The following is a 15,539-nucleotide window of genomic DNA, read 5'->3' as shown; positions in this document are numbered from 1 at the left end:
TCAGCTTGCCAGCATCATGACGCCGAGCGCGGCCGTGACCACGGCGACGATGCCCCAGGTCAGGACGCCGGGCAGCACCGTGAGCATCACCACACCGAGCAGCAGGAGGACGACGAGGGTCACCGCGCCGGTGATCGCGACCGTTCCCGAGCTGTTCCGGCGGTCCCGTGCCTTGGCCATCAGGACCAGCACCAGCGGCAGCCCGGCCGCGGCGAGCAGGACGGTCGCGACCACACGCCAGGTCTCCACAGGCCCACCGTAGCGCCCGTCATGCGCGTGATCGGGCACCGATCTCACGTGCTTGAGCACCGATCTCGCGTGCTTGGGGCCGGATCACGCGAGTTCCGCCTTCAAGCACGCGAGTTCCGTCTTCAATCACGTGAGATCGGCGTCTGATCACGTGGGAGCGGGTCAGCTTCCGATGGGGGTCGCGGGCACGCACGGCACGGGCTTCGCGTGCGTGGGGTCGAGCGCGTTGAGGACGTGCCCGGCCGCGTTGCGGTCGGCGGCGACCCCGGCGTGCTCCGCCAGGTCCAGCAGGCAGCTGTCCTGGAGGACGATGTTCTTGACGTTGGCGCCCTTGCCCATCCCGCTCGTGTACGGCACGACGGCTTCGTCGTAGCGGGTCATGATGTTCGTGTACGTCACGCCGGGCTGGAAGATCCCGTTGCCGGAGCGCAGGTTCGTGAGGAATTCCGAGCCGCGCAGGAACGGGCGGCACGATCCGCAGACCGGGTCGAGGATGCCGTTGAACCCTGGCGCCAGCCCCAGCACGCCGGCGAGCGCGTACAGCTGCGACGCGCCGAACAGTGTCGTGCCGTCCCAAAGCGGGGTCAGGCTGACGTACTTGTCCACTTTGGACGCTCCGCCGAGGAACTTCACGTAATAGGAAGGCATCAGCGTGCCCTCGGAATGTCCGAGGAGGTCCACCTTGGACGCGCCGGTCGCGCCGAGCACCTTGTCGACGAACGCCGAGAGCTCCTTCGCGCTCTGTTCCATCGGAAGGAGTCCGCCGGGCTGATAGATCGGCAGCGGCTCGCCGGGGACCCCGTAGGTCAGGGAGAAGACGCAGTACCCGTTGTTCTTGAGCAGGGGGCCGAACGTCTGCCAGTTCACCGTCTGGTTGGCGCCGAGGCCGTGGGCGAGCACGACCGGGTTCGGATGGGCGTCGCCGGGACGGCAGCCGAAGTCGTTCGCGCCGGGTGGCGGGCCGCCGGGGTTCGCCGCCTGCGCGGGCAGTGCCGCCGCGAGGGTCCACGGAACGGGAAGTTTCCCGTCGGCGCCCGCCGGTGAAGCGCAGATCAGGGCAAGGGCCGCGGCCAGGAAGGCGACGGCAAGGGACTTCGTCGTCCGCATGTCAACGTCCTATCTACTCCCGAGTAAGTGTGAAGTGAAACACATCGACGGGAAATCGGCGAGCCGGTCGCGAGAGGGTTTTCCGCATGTGTGTCGGGCGCCCTTGCCGGTTTGGCTACGCTCCCGGACATGAGCGACGCCAAGTGGGAGTACGCGACCGTCCCCCTGTTGATCCATGCCACCAAGCAGATCCTCGACCAGTGGGGCGAGGACGGCTGGGAGCTCGTCACCGTGCTCCCGAACCCGACCGGGGAGCAGCACGTCGCCTACCTCAAACGAGCCAAGAACTGAGGGATTGAAGCCATGACCTGGAGCGATCGACTCGCCGAGCTCGGTATCGAACTGCCCGGCGTCGCCGCGCCGCTGGCGGCCTACGTGCCCGCCGTCCGCACCGGTTCGTACGTCTACACGTCCGGGCAGCTGCCCTTCGTCAAGGGCGAGCTCGAAGCGACCGGCAAGGTCGGCGCCGAGGTCAGCCCCGAAGAGGCGAAGCAGTACGCGCGGACGTCGATCCTCAACGCCCTCGCCGCGGTCGACTCGGTCGCCGGGATCGACAACATCGCGCGGGTGGTCAAGGTCGTCGGGTTCGTGGCGTCCGCGGAGGGCTTCACCGGCCAGCCCGCGGTGATCAACGGGGCGTCCGAGCTGCTCGGCGAGATCTTCGGTGAGGCGGGTATCCACGCCCGTTCGGCCGTCGGCGTCGCCGAGCTGCCGATCGGGGCGCCGGTCGAGATCGAACTGATCGTGGAGGTGAAGTGATGGACCCGGACATCGAGAGGTCCTCGCACGAGCTCCTGCTCCGGCTGGCCGGACGGCTGCCGGACCAGCTCCTGTGGCGGTTCCGCGACTGGCTGGGCGAGGGCGCGATGGGCACGCTCGCGCGGACCCTTCCCCGGTCTTTGCTTAAGCACAGGATCGATCTGGACCAAACCGAGTATCGCCTGCTAGTCGCCGGGCTTATTCCTCACGGGGCCGACTGGCATCAGGTGAGTTCCACCCTGGGGGTAGACGACGTCACCGAGACCAGGTACACATTCACGCAGAGTGCGCCCGAATGGGTGAACTCCGTCGACTCTGTGTCCGTATTGATCCACGCAACGTTGCGGGGGCGGCCGGACGTGGGTGAAGTGCGGCAAAGCTGGCGACACCTCGGTGTGGTCGGCGAGGGTGGGGCGAAACGAGTCCTCCTGGTCACGGCGCTCAACGGTCTGCCGAGGCTGACGGGCGAACTGCAGCGCGTCCTGCGCGTGCTCGGTGACGAGGAGCCCGGCGTCGAGGTTCTCCCGCCGAGCATCGATCTCACCGGCTATCACCGCACCGCGCTCGCCAGCTCCGAACTGGTCTGCGTGGGCGCGGTGGACACCGGAAGTCGGCTGGTCGCCGCTTAACGCTCGCACCACCAGGCGAGCCGGGAGGGAGCAGAGCAATGGTGGAGGTCCACGACGGCCCGCCCATGGACGGGTTCTCGGTGCCCCTGCGCCTGCACAACCTGTTACTGGCCCTGGCGGGTCGAATCGACGACAGTGCTTTGACCGAAGCGCGTGAGCTGATCGCGCGTGCGCACATCGACGAAGCGGTGGAGCTCACCACCGGCACCCTGATCGCGGGGAAGATCCCGGTGAGCTCGTCCGAACAGCGTGAACTCGCGCTCGTCCTCGAAATGAGCCGGTCCGACGCCACCCTGGCGAACGACCTGCTCGTCGAGGAGGACGAGTCGGTGCTCACCCACCGGTTCACCGGTGAGAACACCCCCGAATTCGGCCTCGCCGAGGCGCTCGACCGCACCCTGCAGGTGCTGCCGGACGTCCGGTCGGTGCACGCGGTGTGGCGGAACACACCCGCGGGCAGCGTGCCCGGCGCGTTGCCGCAGCGGGTCGTCCTGGTCGAGATCGGCCCGGAGGGCAACCCGCCCGCGGTCGCGTTCCGCGTGGACACCGCGCTTCGCCGCGCGGGCATCCGCTCGGTCGTCGAGGTCGCGGGACCCGGCGTCGCCCGGTCCGCCTATCACCAGGCCGCTTCGTCGGCCGCGAGTCCTGTCTGGGTCACCGGGAGTACCCACTCCAGTGACTTTCGGTCCGAGCCGGTGACTCCGCCTGCCGCGCCCGCCCCGGCTCCCGAGCCTGCCAAGGAGCAGCCGAGCAGGCACGGGTTGCGGCCGGTGGGCAGTGGTGGCCACGAACCGGTCGAGCCGATCGCTCCGGTGGTGCCGATCGTGCAGCAGGCGCCCGCGCCCGCCGCACCGCTGTCGTCCCAGGAGCCGGCGCTGCCGCGCAAGTCGCGGGCGGAGACCCGCGCCGAGCGCACGGCCGACCTGACCCCGGCCGAGGTGGCGCAGCTGCGCCAGGCGCTCAAGGAGGACCCCGAAAAGGGTCGCGAGATCGCCTCGGGCAAGCCGAGCATGCACGAGGTCGTCGAGCTGCCCGCTCTCGACCTCGACGATCCCAGCCTGAGCGAGCGCGACCGCGCGCTCCTGCGCGAGCTGCACGCCGAGCTCGCCGAACGGGAGCGCGCCGAAGCGGCGAAGATCAGGCTGAACGGCGCTTCGCGCAGCAGCGGGAGCAGCTGGTCCTAGCAAGTCCCACGCGATTCGTCCTCTGGATGCGGTGGTTGCACGCGCAACTATCGCAACTGGAGGACGAATTGCGATGTTAGGTTGCGGGTGTGGCTGAAGAACTGACATTCGACATCCCGGTGGGGGCCGGGGTGGGCACCCGCGCCAACGCCGGCGGCGAGCCGGTGACGCCCAAGGACGCGGCGACCGTGATCCTCCTCCGTGACGGCGCGCGAGGCGTCGAGGTCTTCCTGCAGCATCGGGTGAAGGGCATGCCGTTCGCGGGCGGGATGACCGTCTTCCCCGGCGGCGGCGTGGATGACCGCGATGTCGACGCTTCGGTGAGCTGGGCGGGCCCGGAGCCCGCCTGGTGGGCGGAACGCTTCGGCTGCGGGGAACCGCTCGCCCGCGCGCTGGTGTGCGCGGCCGTGCGGGAGATGTTCGAAGAGTCGGGCGTGCTGCTCGCGAGCATCGGGGACGCCGTCGTCACCGACACGACGCCGTACCAGGACGCCCGCGAAAAGCTGGTCTCCCGCGAACTCTCGCTCGCCGCGTTCCTCGAGGCGAACGGCCTGACGCTGCGCGCGGATCTCCTGCGCCCGTGGGCGAACTGGCTCACGCCGCCCCAGGAACCGCGCCGCTACGACACCTGCTTCTTCGTCGCCGTGCTGCCCGAGGGGCAGGAGGCGGACAGCGCCACCTCCGAGGCCGTCAGCACCGGCTGGCAGCGCCCGGAAGAGGCCATCGCCGACGCCAAGGAAGGGCGCCGCATGCTCATGCCACCGACCTGGATCACCCTCGCCGAACTGGGCGAGTTCGACTCGGCGGCCACGGTGCAAGCCGTCGAACGCGAGATCGTGAAGATCATGCCGACGCTGGTGCGCGACGGTGACAAGGTCCGCGTCGTCATGGACCCGGCATGAGCGCCCCCGCGTACGGCGTACTGCGCCAGGTGACGCCGACGGCTTCCGTGCTGCTGGAGCACAACCCGTCATCGATGACGTTGGAAGGCACCAATTCCTGGGTGCTGCGCGGGCCGGGCGCGTCCGGTTCCGTGGTCGTCGACCCCGGTCACGAGGACGTCGAGCATCTGACCCTGCTGGCGGAAACCGGCGCCGTCGAGCTGATCGTCCTGACCCACCACCATCCGGACCACGCCGAGGGCGCGCCCTGGTTCGCCGAGCGGGTCGGCGCCCCGGTGCGGGCCTTCGACGAGTCGCTCTGCATCGGCGGGAAGTCCCTTGTGGACGGTGACGTGATCGAGGCGGGCGGCGTGCGGCTCTCGGTGCTGCACACGCCGGGACACACCGGCGACTCGATCTGCCTGGTGTCCGACGGGCAGATCCTGACCGGTGACACCATCCTCGGCCGCGGCACCACCGTGCTGCACGACCTCGGCGATTACCTGCGCTCGCTGCGCAAGCTCATCGAACTGCCCGAGGGCACCACCGGCCTGCCGGGGCACGGCCCCGAACTGCCGGACCTGGCCGCGACCGCGCGCGAGTACCTGGCGCACCGGGAAGAACGGCTGGGCCAGGTGCGTTCGGCATTGGAGACACTCGGCGCGGATGCCACCCCGCGCCAGGTGGTCGAGGTCGTCTACGCCGACGTCGACAAGGCTTTGTGGGCGCCCGCCGAGTGGAGCGTGCGGGCACAGTTGGACTACCTGAGGTCGGAGGACGGCGAATGAGTGACGTCGAGGTCGAGTTCTACTGGCGCCCCGGATGCGGGTTCTGCGCCGCGCTGGAGCGGCCGCTGGAGAAGAGCGGCTTCAAGGTGAAGCGGGTCAACATCTGGGAGGACCCGGACGCCGCCGCGCGTGTGCGTTCGGTGGCGGACGGGAACGAGGTCGTGCCGACGGTGTTCGTGGGCTCGACGGCGATGGTGAACCCGTCGTTCGGCGAGATCGAGGCTGCCGTGAAGGCCGCTTCCGCCTGACTTTCCCCGTGAGTGGCCGGACGGTTCTGTTCGAGGGGTAAGCCGGCTTCGAAGGTTGCGAAAGCCACTTTCGCAACGTTGAAGGTTGCGAAAGTGGCTTTCGCAACACCGCCGTCCCACCAGACCGCGCTGGGCCAAAGGGTCGCGAGGGTCAAGGGGTCGCGAGGGACAAGGCGAAGGTGGCGCCGGGTCTGAGCCCGCGGTGTGCGAAGGCGTGACTCGCGTGATCAGGAACGGAACTCGCGTGATCAGACGGCGAACACTGTGAACGCCGCCTGATCACGCGAGTTCCGTCTCTGATCACGCGAGATCGCCGCTCGGGACCGGTGTCAGCGCGGCAGCATCGGCATCACGTAGTACGTGAGTTCCACGTCGCCCGGCTCGACCGCGCGGATGACGCAGGCCCGCATCCCTGGCTGGATGTCGAGCCGCACCCGTTCCCCGGCGAACCCCTGCAACGCGTCCAGCAGGTAGCGCGCCTGGAACGAGGGTGACGTCCGGCCGCCGGACACCTCGGCCTTCAGGGTCTCCTCGGCTTCCCCGGTGTCCTGCTTCGAACTGGCCAGCCGTAGCTGAGAGTCGCCGACCTCCAGCGTCAGCACCCGGCGATCGTCCGCGTAGACGCCCACCCGGCGCACGGCGGCGGCCAGCGCGTCGGCGGCGATCTCGACCGAAGTGTCCACAGTGGACGACTCGATCAGCTTCTCCGACAGGAATCCCGCGTCGAGTACGGCGGTGGTGACGGTGACGCCCGCCCAGCTCAGCCCGAACCGGGTCCCGTCGCCGTGCAGGCCGACGGTGCCGCGCGCCTGCTTCGCCGTCTCGGCGAGCAGGCCCGCCGGGACGAGCGCGTCGATCGGCTCGCCTTCGGCGCGCAGCGGGAGGGTGGCCACGGCCATCCGGTACCTGTCGGACGCCGTCAGCCGCAGCTCACGGCTGAAGCTCTGCACGCGGACGCCGGTGAACATCGGCAGCGCGTCGTCCTTGGCCGCCGTGCCCGCGACCGTCCGCAGCGCCGTCGCGAGCGCTGGACCGTCCACTTCGGACACCTTGGGTGGCATCTCCTGCAGCCGCAGCTCGCGGCTCAGCAACGGCAGCGCGAACCGGCCGCCCTCCACCCGCACGGCCAGCCGCGATCCCTCGACGACCAGGCGCACCAGATCGTCTTCGAGCATGCGCAACGTCTCCGCGAGCGGCCCGGCCGGGACGAGGACTTCGCCGTCGGTGTGCGTGACGGCGTCACACGTCAGGCGGACCGCTCGTTCGCTGTCGTTGCCGCCGACGGTCAGGCCGTCGCGCCCGGCTCGCAGGAGCAGGCCGGAACGGGCCGTGAGCAGCCTCGCGGCGGCGGAAACGGCGGCCGAGAGGGAGCGGGTGGGAGCAGTCAGGTCCATGCCCGCAAGCTAGCGGGAGGCACCGACAAGTTCGGGGGCGTCGGTGACGGCTCCGGACGGCTTCGGGCGGAAGGTGCCGCGCAGCAGCCACACCACCGCGGCGAGCGCGAACCCGACGGCGCCGGCGGCGAGGAACGCCGCTTCGTGCCCCGCGTGCTCGACGAGGTAGCCGCTGATCGACTGCCCGAACGCGAGACCGAGGGTCACCGCGGTCAGCACCCAGCCGAACGCCTCGGCCGCCGTGCCCTTCGGCGCGGCGATCTCGATGGCCGCCGAATGCGTCGTCGACTGCGGCGTTATGAGCGCGCCCGCGGCGAGCATGGCGAGCGCGAGGCCCCAGAGCGAACCCGGCAGCGCGAGCAGCGCCACCAGCGCGCCGAACCCGGCCAGCAGCACCGGCAGCCGCAGGCCCATCTGGCGCGGCCACGGGCGCAGGCTGTACGCGACCCCGAACGCGACCGAGCTGACCGACCACGCCGAGAGCAGCAGCCCGCCGATGGAGGTGTTCCCCGCCTCGGTGGCGGCCGCCGGGACGGCGACCTCGACGAAGCCGATCACGGCACCGAAGCCCAGCGCGGCGATCGCGAGCGTGCGCATCCCAGGGCTGGCCAGCGCGCCGAGCAGTTTGCCGCCCGACGACGGCGCCGGTCCCCAGGCGCGCACCGTCGGGCTCAGCGCGAACAGCACCGCGCCCGCGATCATCGTCAGCGCACCGGCCACGATGCCGGTGCCCGCCCACGGCGCGGCGATCAGCAGCCCGGCGAAACCGGGGCCGAGGATGAAGAAGACCTCCATGCTGATCGCCTCGTAGGAGAACGCGGCGTTCCGCGTCGGCCCGGCGGGCAGCAGACGGGTCCACAGCGCCCGCGAGGCCGAACCGACCATCGGTTCCGTGATGCCGGTGCCGAAGGCGAGCGGGACCAGCACGAGCGTCGGCGCGTGCGCCTCGATCGCGAACACCAGCCCGGTCATCGCCAGCGCGAAGAGCACCGTGGTGGTCAGCAGCGGCCTTGTCGGCCCGAAGCGGTCGATGAGCCGCCCTTGCACGACAGCGCCGACCGAAACGCCTACCAGCGACCCGGCCGACACCAGTCCGGCCGAGGCGAAGGAGCCCGTCTCGCGCTGGACGTAGAGCAGCGCGGAAATGCCGATCATCGCGATCGGCAGGCGGGCGAGCAGGGACGCGACGACCGCGCCGCGGGATCCGGGCGCGGTCAGCGCGGCTTTGTAGTCGGCGAGGGAGGTGCGGTGACTCTCGGCGGAAGCGGACACAGACTGGGACACGCGTACCAGTATGAACCACTTTGGTACGCGAGTACCAGATCTGTCCCGGTAAGGTTTGTCACCCCCCGCTTTCGGGTAGTACGGGCCCGGAAGCACGCAGGTTCGTCACGATCGGGTAACAGTCAGTCGATTTTGAGTCGTTCGGGGCAACAAATCGACGCAGATGGCGTCCTTGAGAGTGAAAGAACTTGAATCCACGGCCGACGGCCGTGGATGGTTGTACGACAAACACACAGTCTCCAGCTCCCTCCGGCGTACGGGTCGGGGCCTTGTTCCGGAGGGCGGGGAGCGCGGATCGTCGGGGGATGGTCCGCGCACAGCGAAGAGCCGGTGCGCCACGTCGGGGGTGGCGCCCGGCTCTTCTGCTGCCCGCGCGCTGACGGAAACATTTCGCAGGGCGCAGCCATGCGAAATGCTTCCGTCAGCGTGAAGGGCGCCCTACAAAATGTTTCCGTGGGCCTTCGGCCCGAAAGAGGGCGCGCGGGGTGAAGTCTCCCCGTCGCGCTGGCGCGCTTCCGGGGAGACGGTCCGCCGGTCACCTTCTAGGGCGGGCGCGTTCGGTCACCTTGCCGGGCGCGTTTTCGTATCTGGGGACGGTGCTTGAACGCGCAACTGCCGCAAGTAGGGGCTACTTGCGGCAGTTGGCAGTTCGGCTTGGTGACCTAGCGGGCGCGGCGGGCCAGGCGCTCCGGGTCCAGGATCAGGACGCTCTTGCCCTCGAGCCGCAGCCAGCCACGGTGCGCGAAGTCGGCGAGAGCCTTGTTCACGGTCTCGCGCGAAGCGCCGACGTACTGGGCGATCTCTTCCTGCGTCAGGTCGTGCGTGACCCGCAGCAGGCCGGCTTCCTGGCTGCCGAAACGCTGCGCGAGCTGCAGCAGCGCGCGCGCCACCCGTCCGGGGACGTCGGTGAAGATCAGCTCGGCGACCATGTTGTTCGTCCGGCGCAGCCTGCGGGCGACCACGCGCAGTAACTGCTCGGCGATCTCCGGGCGGGTGGAGATCCACTGCCGCAGCGCCGGGCGGTCCATCGTCACCGCGCGGACCTCGGTCACGGTCGTCGCGCTGGACGTCCGCGGGCCGGGGTCGAAAATAGACAGTTCGCCGAACATGTCGGACGGTCCGAAGATGCCGAGCAGGTTCTCGCGGCCGTCGGGTGACTTGCGGCCGATCTTCACCTTGCCGGACTGGATGATGTAAAGCTTGTCGCCGGGTTCGCCCTCGTTGAAGATGACATGCCCGCGAGGGAACTCCACGGATTCCAAGGTCTGTGCCAGCGCCTCGGCGGCTGCCGGCTCAACACCCTGGAAAATGCCCGCTCGGGCCAGGGTTTCGTCCACCTCGGGTGCCTCCTCATCGAGATACGACGTCGATCCTCATCGGTCGAGGATCGTGTCGTCGATCACTTTTCGCGTCAGTCTAGGTCGTGCGGGCGAGTTCGCTCGTCGGCACGCCGCAGGCGCGCGCGGGCCGTGAACGATCTCGCTCGAACGTGGAGCCTAACTCCGCACGCGCCGCGCGCGAAGCCTGGCCGCCTTCCCGCCCAGCCTGCGCAGCCGGAACAGCTCGAGCGCGCGCCCGATGCCGTGCCCGTAAAGGGCCCTGACCTCGTTGGGCTGCGCCTGCTCGAGGAACTCCTCGACTTCGTTCTCCTGCACCGCGACGTGCTTGAGCCTGGTCTCCACGCGTTCCATGAACAGCGCGAAGAACATGATCACCAAGGGGACGAGGATGACGAACCAGACTGTCATGAGCCCTGCCCTGGGAATTCCGAAAGTTTGTGCATTACTCCAGATCCTCGCTCATGGCGTCCTCGATCGAAGCGCCGAGGTGGTGCTCTGGCGTGTCGGACGACGACCGGCGGGTGCTCCCACTGGCTCGTCCGATGGCGCCCGTAGGCTATCGGGGTGCCTCCTGCCCTCACCAATGCCCCCCGCGCGGGGGGTGCGGGTGAAAGCCGGCTCGCATTGGTGAGACGCGCCAGGCGGATGAAGCGTTGCCTCGACGACGAGTTCCCGGACGCCCACTGTGAGCTTGACTTCACCAACCCGCTCGAATTGCTGGTCGCGGTCGTGCTTTCGGCGCAGACCACCGACGTCCGCGTGAATCAGGTCACCCCCGCGCTCTTCGCGCGCTACCGGAGCGCCGCCGACTACGCCGGCGCCGACCGCGCCGAACTCGAGGAGTACCTCCGGCCGACGGGTTTCTTCCGCGCCAAGGCGAACTCGGTACTGGGCCTGGGCGCCGCGCTGGTGGAGCGCTACGACGGCGAAGTGCCCGGAAAGCTGAAGGACCTCGTCACGCTGCCCGGTGTCGGCCGCAAGACGGCCAACGTCGTGCTCGGTGACGCCTTCGGGGTTCCGGGGATCACCGTCGACACCCACTTCGGCCGCCTGGTCCGCCGCTGGGGCTGGACCGAGGAGGAGGACCCGGTCAAGGTCGAGCAGGTAGTCGGCGAGCTCATCCCGCGCAAGGAGTGGACGCTCCTCTCGCATCGGACGATCTTCCACGGCCGCCGCGTCTGCCACGCCCGTAAACCCGCCTGTGGCGCCTGTCCGCTGGCCAGGATGTGCCCCTCGTACGGAACCGGCCCGACGGGCTTCGAGGAGGCCGCGAAGCTGGTCAAGGGCGAAGAACGCGATCACATCCTCGAGCTGGCGGCCCGCCGGTGACGAGAGTCACCAAGATCGCCCTCGGCGCCGCCGTGCTGGTGGTGGCCTTGATTGTCGCGTTGCTCACGACCCGTGACGGTCAAGGGCCGGCGAAGACCTCCGGTGACCTGACCGCCGCCCGCGCGAAGGCCGGGCTCGCCGCGTGCCCGCCGCCTGGGCCTGGCGAGGTGGCGAAGCTGCGCGGGGTCGACGTCGAATGCCTCGGCGACGGCTCCAGGGTCGACCTCGCCAAAGTGCTCTCGGGCGGCCCCGTGGTGGTCAACCTCTGGGCGTCGTGGTGCCAGCCGTGCCGCGCCGAGCTGCCGCTGCTCCAGGAGTACGCCGCGCAGCCGGGGGCCGCTCGGGTGCTCCTCGTCCAGGTCGCGAGCTCCGGGGCCGACGGTCTGGCGATGCTGGCCGAACTCGGGGTGCGGCTGCCGTCCGTGTTCGACGGTGACGGTCAGTCAGGGCCCGCGAGGACGGCACTAAAGGTCCCTTCCTCTCTTCCGGCGACGTACCTGGTCACGGCGGCGGGCGAGGTCCGGCTCATCGAGAACCCACGCGTTTTCCTGAACACTGACCAGGTGCGCGCCGCTGTGGAAGGGACACCATGACCGGCCCTCTCGTGGACCCGGAGGACGTGCCCGCCTGGCTGCAGCCGCTGGTCAAGATCAGTGGCGACGTCGGCGCGGACACCTTCAGCCGGTTCAGCGTGCCCGCCGACGCGAGCTACCGGCCCGCGGCCGTCCTGATGCTTTTCGGCGAGGGCCCGCAGGGGCCGGACGTCCTGCTCCAGCGCCGTGCCGACACCCTCGGCGCGCACGCGGGCCAGGTCGCCTTCCCCGGCGGCGGCGCCGAGCCGGGTGACGGCGGGCCGGTCGGGACCGCGTTGCGCGAGGCGGAGGAGGAGACCGGCCTCGTGCCTTCCGGTGTGCAGCCGGTGGCCGTCTTCCCCGAACTGTTCGTGCCGGTGTCCGGATTCGCCGTGACGCCCGTGCTCGCCCACTGGCGGACGCCGTCCCCGGTGCACGCCGTCGACCCCGGCGAGACGGCGGCGGTGGCCAGGGTGCCGATCGCCGAACTGGCCGACCCGGCCAACCGGTTCCAGGTCGTGCGCAAGGGTTTCGGCTGGAAGGGACCGGCGTTCGACGTCGGCGGGATGTTCGTCTGGGGTTTCACGGGCGGCCTGCTGGCGATGACGTTGTCGCTCGGCGGCTGGGAACGGGACTGGGACCACGGCGATGTCCGGGAGCTTGACGTAGCGTTGGCCGAACATCAGGCGCGGGTCGACGGGCGGCAAGTGCCGGAGAAGGAGTAGGCGCCGGTGAACTGGGTTGACGTACTGGTGATCCTGCTCGCGTTGCTGGCGGGCGTGTCCGGGGCGTTCCAGGGGGTGATCATCGCGCTGCCTTCGCTGGTCGGGGTGGTGCTGGGTGCCCTGGCGGGGATCAAGATCGCGCCGCTGGTCGTCGAACTCTTCGAGCATCCAGCGGCGAAGGTCGCCTTCGCGGTGGCGACCGTGGTGTTCCTGGTCGCGCTCGGCGAGACCCTCGGCGTCTGGGCAGGCCGGAGACTTCGGCAGAAGATCAACCCGGACAAGCTTTCCGGGGTCGACAAGACCCTCGGCGCGGTGGTGCAGGCCGCCGTCGTGTTCGTGGTCGCGTGGCTGATCGCGACGCCGCTCACGGCCGTCTCGGGAGTGCCGGGGCTGGCGAAGTCGATCAACAGCTCGGTCGTGCTCGGCGGCGTCAACGACGTCATGCCGGAAGCGGCGCAGGGTTTCCCGAGCGAACTGCGCAAACTGCTGGACGCGTCGGGCTTCCCGTCCATTGTGGACCCGTTCCAGAAGCCGAACGTCCCGGACACCAGCCCGCCGGACACCGCGCTGCAGGCGAGCGCGATCGTCAAACAGGTGCACGGCAGTGTCGTGAAGATCCGCGGCAACGCGACTTCGTGCTCGCGGGCGCTGGAGGGCAGCGGATTCGTCATCGCGCCGCAGCGCGTGATGACGAACGCGCACGTCGTCGCCGGTACCGACGAGGTCGCCATCGAGTCGACCTCGGGCAAGTTCCCGGCCAGGGTCGTCTACTTCGACCCCGAGGCCGACGTCGCCGTGCTCGCGGTGCCGAGGCTGCAGGCGCCGGTGCTGCCGTTCACGCCGCGGGTCGCGCGGGCGGGCGACAACGCGATCGTGCTCGGCTACCCGCTCGACGGTCCGTACACCGCGTCGCCCGCCAGAGTGCGCGGCCGGATCAACCTGCGCGGACCGGACATCTACGAGTCCAACACCGTGCAGCGCGACGTGTTCACCGTGCGCGGGCAGGTCCGCAGCGGTAACTCGGGCGGGCCGATGATCAACCCGGACGGCGAGGTCATCGGGGTCGTCTTCGGCGCGGCCGTGGAGGATCCGGAGACCGGCTTCACGCTGACGTCCGAACAGGTGCGGCCGGTGGTGGAGACGGCTCCGGCGCTGAGCGCGAACACTTCGACCGGTCCCTGCGCTAACTAGCGGCTTCGCGCCAAGAGGCGACGGTCTCCTCGACGTCCAGCGGGCGGGCCCGCAGCACCGGACCGCCCGTGGGACGCCGGTGCTCCTCGCGGATCCGTTCGTTCAGGTCCTCGACGATCTCCCTCACCCGTGCCTCCCGGCGCACACGCGCGAGCGTGTCCGGCAGGTCGTCGAGTTCCTTCGCGATCGCCAGCGAAGGCGGCAGGAGAGCCGAAACGTCGTGTCCCTCCGTGCGGACCTTGTTCACCACCCAGGCCAGGGCCGTGTCCTTGCCGTCCGTCTTCGGCAGCGGCTTCCCCGCGCCGGGAAGGTCGTCGAACTCGCCCTTCGCCTCCGCGGCGCTGATCTGCCGATCCACCCAGGACTCGAACGACACGCCCGTCGGTTTGCGCTCGGTCATGCCCCCAGGATACGGAAGAACTCCACCAGGGCGGCCGAAGTGCGCTCCGGGGCCTCCAGATGCGGGAAGTGCCCGATGCCGGGCCAGCGCTCAAGACGCGCGTCCGGGGCCCAGCGACGCGACGCCGCCGCGGTCTCGGGCAGGACGCATCGATCTTCCTCACCGTGCAGTTGCAGCACCTGTGGAGCGAAGCGGCCTCGCAGCGCTTCGCTGAACCGGCGGCCTTCGCCTCGGAACTGCGCGCGGAACGCCCATCGGTAGTACTCGAGCGCGCTGTGCGGCACTCCCGGCACGAGCATCGCCTGCCGGAACGCCCGCACGGTCTCGTCGAAGTCCGAAGTGTCCGTCCATTGTGGACCTGACCAGTCCCGGAACAGCTCCTCGACGGCGAGCGCGTCGTTCTTGACCAGCCATTTTTCCGGCGCCATCGGCACCTGGAAGCGGAACAGATGCCCCGAAGCGCGCAGCTGCCCCGGCCGCCGGACGGCCCGGCGCAACGCCAGTGGATGCGCGCCGCCCAGCACCGTGACCGACGAGACCAGCCTGGGGTGCAGTGCGCCGACCGTCCACGCGAGCATGCCGCCCCAGGCATGTCCGACGAGGTGCGCCTTGCGCGCGCCGAGTGACTTGACCAGCCCGCCGACGTCGCCCGCGAGAGTCCAGGCGTCGTAACCACGCGGGGGTTTGTCCGAGTCGCCGTAGCCGCGCAGATCCACCGCGACCGCGCGGAAACCGGCGTCGGCGAGCGCACTCAGCTGGTGGTGCCAGGTCCACCAGAACTCGGCGAACCCGTGCAGCAGCAGGACCATCGGCCCGTCGCCGAGTTCGGCGACGTGCAGCCGGATGCCGTTCGCCGAGACGTCGCGATGGGTCCACGGACCGTCGATCCGGACGATCGACGGGTCCGGTGTCGCCTGCACCGCCCGAAGACTCAGTCTTGTTCGTCGGCGTCGTGCCGCGGTTTGAACGCGGCGGCGGTGTCCTTGAAGCTGTTGATCGTGCGCTCCGGCGCCTTGATCTTCTTCACCTTGCGGTAGCCGAGGAAGCCCGCGACCGCCGTCGTGGCGAGCATCAGCCCGAACACGATCGCGAACGCCGCCCAGCGCATCAGCCACTCCGACAGCAGCTCGCCGAGGAAGAAAAAGAAGAAGAACGAGCTGTACAGCCCGACGACCAGCGCGACCAGGAAGAAGATGGCGCCCTTGAGGCCCTTCTTCGCCTCCGCGACGACCTCGGACTTGGCCAGCTCGACCTCGGCGCGGATCAGCGTCGAGACATGCTGTGTGGCATCGCCGACGAGTTTCCCGAGGGACTGCTCGCTCGCTACCACGTCGTCATCGCTCGACAGGGGGAGGTAGGGCACGGCCCCCACGCCGTCGGGGCCGGTACGTTCGTGCTTGGGGCTGCTCACACCGGCCATCGTGCCACGTGCCCTCATCACGGGCGCGGCGGACCGGCG

Annotated in this window: 20 protein-coding genes; 11 read left to right on the top strand and 9 right to left on the bottom strand. The window is 69.8% G+C overall.

The genetic code is table 11. The annotated features are described in order from the left end of the window. A complete protein-coding gene (locus AMYAL_RS0115145; protein WP_020632152.1) occupies positions 1-249 on the bottom strand; it encodes a hypothetical protein in 249 nt (82 codons plus the stop codon). A gap of 162 nt (positions 250-411) precedes the next feature. Then, a complete protein-coding gene (locus AMYAL_RS0115140) occupies positions 412-1,356 on the bottom strand; it encodes an esterase/lipase family protein (RefSeq protein ID WP_020632151.1) in 945 nt (314 codons plus the stop codon). Between the two features lie 129 nt (positions 1,357-1,485). Here AMYAL_RS0115140 and sp36 point away from each other — a divergent pair, with 129 nt between their 5' ends. The 7 genes from sp36 to AMYAL_RS0115105 all read left to right on the top strand — a co-directional run bounded on the left by sp36 (position 1,486) and on the right by AMYAL_RS0115105 (position 5,845). After that, the gene (sp36, locus tag AMYAL_RS49230; protein WP_157358207.1) at positions 1,486-1,647 is read left to right on the top strand and encodes a Sp36 family protein; all 162 of its coding nucleotides are present in this window, start codon (positions 1,486-1,488) and stop codon (positions 1,645-1,647) included. A gap of 12 nt (positions 1,648-1,659) precedes the next feature. Beyond that, positions 1,660-2,115 carry a RidA family protein gene (locus tag AMYAL_RS0115130; RefSeq protein ID WP_020632149.1) on the top strand — a complete coding sequence of 152 codons (456 nt, stop codon included), beginning with the start codon at positions 1,660-1,662 and terminating at the stop codon, positions 2,113-2,115. Continuing rightward, on the top strand, positions 2,115-2,744 hold the full coding sequence (locus AMYAL_RS0115125; RefSeq protein WP_020632148.1) for a hypothetical protein: 630 nt from the start codon (positions 2,115-2,117) through the stop codon (positions 2,742-2,744). Before AMYAL_RS0115130 ends, AMYAL_RS0115125 begins: the two co-directional genes overlap by 1 nt. Before the next feature lie 38 nt (positions 2,745-2,782). Continuing rightward, positions 2,783-3,928, top strand: a complete 1,146-nt coding sequence (locus tag AMYAL_RS0115120; protein ID WP_020632147.1) for a hypothetical protein — start codon at positions 2,783-2,785, stop codon at positions 3,926-3,928. Between the two features lie 89 nt (positions 3,929-4,017). Further along, positions 4,018-4,830 (top strand): NUDIX hydrolase, encoded by an 813-nt coding sequence (locus AMYAL_RS0115115; protein WP_020632146.1) that lies wholly within the window; start codon positions 4,018-4,020, stop codon positions 4,828-4,830. Next, positions 4,827-5,597, top strand: coding sequence for an MBL fold metallo-hydrolase (locus AMYAL_RS0115110; RefSeq protein WP_020632145.1), 771 nt, complete (start codon positions 4,827-4,829; stop codon positions 5,595-5,597). Before AMYAL_RS0115115 ends, AMYAL_RS0115110 begins: the two co-directional genes overlap by 4 nt. Continuing rightward, positions 5,594-5,845 (top strand): glutaredoxin family protein, encoded by a 252-nt coding sequence (locus AMYAL_RS0115105; RefSeq protein WP_020632144.1) that lies wholly within the window; start codon positions 5,594-5,596, stop codon positions 5,843-5,845. The genes AMYAL_RS0115110 and AMYAL_RS0115105 overlap by 4 nt, the downstream gene beginning before the upstream one ends. Before the next feature lie 329 nt (positions 5,846-6,174). Here AMYAL_RS0115105 and dnaN read toward each other — a convergent pair whose 3' ends face one another. From dnaN to AMYAL_RS0115085, 4 genes are all read right to left on the bottom strand, one after another. Continuing rightward, positions 6,175-7,239, bottom strand: a complete 1,065-nt coding sequence (gene dnaN, locus AMYAL_RS0115100) for a DNA polymerase III subunit beta (RefSeq protein WP_020632143.1) — start codon at positions 7,237-7,239, stop codon at positions 6,175-6,177. 9 nt (positions 7,240-7,248) lie between these two features. After that, on the bottom strand, positions 7,249-8,511 hold the full coding sequence (locus AMYAL_RS0115095) for an MFS transporter (RefSeq protein ID WP_020632142.1): 1,263 nt from the start codon (positions 8,509-8,511) through the stop codon (positions 7,249-7,251). A gap of 674 nt (positions 8,512-9,185) precedes the next feature. After that, positions 9,186-9,860: a Crp/Fnr family transcriptional regulator gene (locus tag AMYAL_RS0115090; RefSeq protein ID WP_003081747.1), complete on the bottom strand. Its 675-nt coding sequence runs from the start codon at positions 9,858-9,860 to the stop codon at positions 9,186-9,188. A 159-nt stretch (positions 9,861-10,019) separates the two neighbouring features. Beyond that, complete coding sequence (locus AMYAL_RS0115085; protein WP_005166943.1) at positions 10,020-10,271, bottom strand: hypothetical protein; 252 nt, start codon at positions 10,269-10,271, stop codon at positions 10,020-10,022. Positions 10,272-10,508: 237 nt separating this feature from the next. On the opposite strand from AMYAL_RS0115085, the gene nth reads away from it, so the two are divergent. Genes nth through AMYAL_RS0115065 form a run of 4 tightly spaced genes read left to right on the top strand, consistent with a single transcriptional unit; the run spans position 10,509 to position 13,680 of the window. Then, the gene (gene nth, locus AMYAL_RS0115080) at positions 10,509-11,192 is read left to right on the top strand and encodes an endonuclease III (protein ID WP_020632141.1); all 684 of its coding nucleotides are present in this window, start codon (positions 10,509-10,511) and stop codon (positions 11,190-11,192) included. Then, positions 11,189-11,785, top strand: a complete 597-nt coding sequence (locus AMYAL_RS0115075) for a TlpA family protein disulfide reductase (RefSeq protein WP_020632140.1) — start codon at positions 11,189-11,191, stop codon at positions 11,783-11,785. The genes nth and AMYAL_RS0115075 overlap by 4 nt, the downstream gene beginning before the upstream one ends. Then, complete coding sequence (locus tag AMYAL_RS0115070; protein WP_020632139.1) at positions 11,782-12,489, top strand: NUDIX hydrolase; 708 nt, start codon at positions 11,782-11,784, stop codon at positions 12,487-12,489. The genes AMYAL_RS0115075 and AMYAL_RS0115070 overlap by 4 nt, the downstream gene beginning before the upstream one ends. 6 nt (positions 12,490-12,495) lie before the next feature. Further along, entirely contained in the window at positions 12,496-13,680 is a 1,185-nt protein-coding gene (locus AMYAL_RS0115065) for a MarP family serine protease (RefSeq protein ID WP_020632138.1), read from the top strand. Here AMYAL_RS0115065 and AMYAL_RS0115060 read toward each other — a convergent pair. The 3 genes from AMYAL_RS0115060 to AMYAL_RS0115050 are packed head-to-tail and all read right to left on the bottom strand — an operon-like array spanning position 13,673 to position 15,500. Beyond that, positions 13,673-14,080 carry a DnaJ family domain-containing protein gene (locus AMYAL_RS0115060; protein WP_020632137.1) on the bottom strand — a complete coding sequence of 136 codons (408 nt, stop codon included), beginning with the start codon at positions 14,078-14,080 and terminating at the stop codon, positions 13,673-13,675. The genes AMYAL_RS0115065 and AMYAL_RS0115060 overlap by 8 nt on opposite strands. Then, complete coding sequence (locus tag AMYAL_RS0115055; RefSeq protein WP_020632136.1) at positions 14,077-15,000, bottom strand: alpha/beta fold hydrolase; 924 nt, start codon at positions 14,998-15,000, stop codon at positions 14,077-14,079. Before AMYAL_RS0115055 ends, AMYAL_RS0115060 begins: the two co-directional genes overlap by 4 nt. 11 nt (positions 15,001-15,011) lie before the next feature. Then, positions 15,012-15,500 (bottom strand): phage holin family protein, encoded by a 489-nt coding sequence (locus tag AMYAL_RS0115050; RefSeq protein ID WP_020632135.1) that lies wholly within the window; start codon positions 15,498-15,500, stop codon positions 15,012-15,014. Positions 15,501-15,539: the final 39 nt, after the last annotated feature.

The organism is Amycolatopsis alba DSM 44262 (genome assembly GCF_000384215.1).
In the GTDB taxonomy this organism is placed as follows: domain Bacteria; phylum Actinomycetota; class Actinomycetes; order Mycobacteriales; family Pseudonocardiaceae; genus Amycolatopsis; species Amycolatopsis alba.
Note: the sequence above shows the minus strand (reverse complement) of the source record. Positions and strands in the feature narration are given on the sequence as shown.